Source organism: Dactylosporangium sp. NPDC006015, from assembly GCF_040614215.1.
In the GTDB taxonomy this organism is placed as follows: domain Bacteria; phylum Actinomycetota; class Actinomycetes; order Mycobacteriales; family Micromonosporaceae; genus Dactylosporangium; species Dactylosporangium maewongense.
Window position 1 is genome coordinate 1 of the sequence record NZ_JBEXUD010000114.1, and the last position, 2099, is coordinate 2099.

Sequence of the window (2099 nt, forward strand, 5' to 3'; positions counted from 1 at the left end):
AACCGAGCAGGAACAAACGTGCTTGCCGACGCGGCTCCACCCGACCGAACCGGCCCGCGATCGCGGCGAACCCGGTGTCGAACTCAGCCAGCCACGCCTCGACGGCTACGCTGTGCCCAGCGGCCGCCGCACGATCCTCGATTGTCTCCACAAGTCATCGATGATCATCCGACGGCCGTCACCATGCCCGCAGACACGCCGACCAGCCCAAGCGCCACCCAGCCCATCGTCAGACATCTACATAACGAACCCAGGCTAAGGTTTGGTCGCTGGATCCGGAGCTCCCCTGACGGGGGCTCCGGCGTGCCGCCTGACTGGCTAGGAGATGAGGTCCAAATAATTCGGCCGGAAGTTCGTGAGTTCGTCAGCCTCGGAAGACTGCCATCGGAAGATCTTGAGCCTGACGACGTTCTTGAGGTGCTTGTCAGGCGCGCCGGAGAACTTCTGGACCGTATTGAGCGCCCCGTGACTGACGAGGAGGCGCTCGCATTAGCCGAGTGCTTCGGTGACGATGAGTGTTTCGGACTGGCCCATACCCTGCGACACACCATCGAGACTGCTCCAGCTGGGGAATCGGAGGGTGTGCGACGGTGGCGTGAAAGGGCGTTCGGGATCGTCGAATGATGCCCATGGAGCGCAGCCAGGTCTTCGTGCTGGAACATCGAGACCTGCTTCCAGACCGGCAAACGCATCAGCCTGGACGAGCCCCAGGTCCGCCGCTGGAACTCCTGGTACCGGCACACCACCCTCGCCATGCTCGCCCACGCCATCCTCACAGTCATCACCGCCCGCGAACGCGCAACCCACACCACACACGCGCGGATCCCGTTGACGTTCAACGAAATCCGCCGCCTGTTCGCCACGCTGATCACGAACACCGTCCGACCACTCAGCCACACCACAGCACGGTCAGCCTGGCGACGACGACACCAAGCCAGCACCAGGACCAGCCACTACCGCCGCCGCGAGCACGCTAACCATCAACCAGCATCTACATAACGAACCTGGGCTGCCGTACTAGCCGAAGGTCCGCACGGCCTGTTCTGACTAGGGAGGCTGATAACGGTTCGGACGTCGTGGAGGAACCATGTCGAACGGTGGAATTTCGATCACACTGTTCGGTCTAATACGACAGCCCAGGTTCGTTATGCAGGTGTTGGTTGATGGATGGTGTGGCCGCGTCGGCGGTAGTGGCTGGTGCGGGCGCGGGCGGCCGTCAGCATGCCCTCCGACACGCCGACCAGCCCCAGCGCCACCAGCCCATCGGCAGACATCTACATAAACGAACCTGGGCTGGGGTACTAATCCGGCCGGCGGATCCGTCTTCGTCATCACGCTCGACGCTGCAACCCGGGATCGGCCCTCGGCCTTCGGGTCGATGGCCGCCCGCCCTTGACGGACGGCCACCGAGTCAACTCAGGAAGGGTTCAATGCCGACAGCTCCCCGACGGGTGCCACCAGGTGACCCTCCCCGAAATAGCACCACCATGCCGGTGACGAGCCGGCCGGGCAGAGCATGTGCAGTCCACGGTTGTGCACTGCACAGTCGGGCCATGCGATGTTCAGCACCTCGGCGAACAGGTCTTGGACATCTTCGGCAACTTCGGCCAGCGCATCCTCCTCCGTTTCCCCTTCAAGACGGCCCATCCCGCCGTAGAACCTGCCGTCTTCCAGGGTCACGTGATAGACGGGACGGTCTCTGAAGGAACCCACGCTCCGAACGGCAAGCCTGAACGAGAGACCTGACGCAAAGACATCGCCTTGCACCAATACCAGTGCATCCTTGAGGCGCCCGAGGGCCTGCGCTGTCACCGGATCTCCTCCGCGTGCGGTCTAGTACCCCAGCCCAGGTTCGTTATGTAGATGTCTGACGATGGACTGATGGCGCTGGGGCTGGTCGGCGTGCCGGAGGGCATGCCGACGGCCGTCGGATGATCATCGATGACTTGTGGAGACAATCGAAGATCGTGCGGCGGCCGCTGGGCACAGCGTAGCCGTCAGGCAGTGGCTGGCTGAGTTCGACACCGGGTTCGCCGCGATCGCGGGCCGGTTCGGTCGGGTGGAGCCGCGTCGGCAAGCACGTTTGTTCCTGCTCGGTT

The 2099-nt window shown here is 63.5% G+C and carries 2 protein-coding genes; both read right to left on the reverse strand.

Going from position 1 to position 2099, the window contains the following annotated elements:
* Positions 1-1145 precede the first annotated feature (1145 nt).
* Complete coding sequence (locus ABZ321_RS58155; RefSeq protein WP_354905685.1) at positions 1146-1274, reverse strand: hypothetical protein; 129 nt, start codon at positions 1272-1274, stop codon at positions 1146-1148.
* A 142-nt stretch (positions 1275-1416) separates the two neighbouring features.
* Positions 1417-1812: a hypothetical protein gene (locus ABZ321_RS58160; protein WP_354905688.1), complete on the reverse strand. Its 396-nt coding sequence runs from the start codon at positions 1810-1812 to the stop codon at positions 1417-1419.
* Positions 1813-2099: the final 287 nt, after the last annotated feature.

Bases quoted from the DNA above. Each gene is read 5' to 3' on its own strand.
- ABZ321_RS58155 (WP_354905685.1), bottom strand. From the start codon at position 1,274: ATGTCTGCCGATGGGCTGGTGGCGCTGGGGCTGGTCGGCGTGTCGGAG.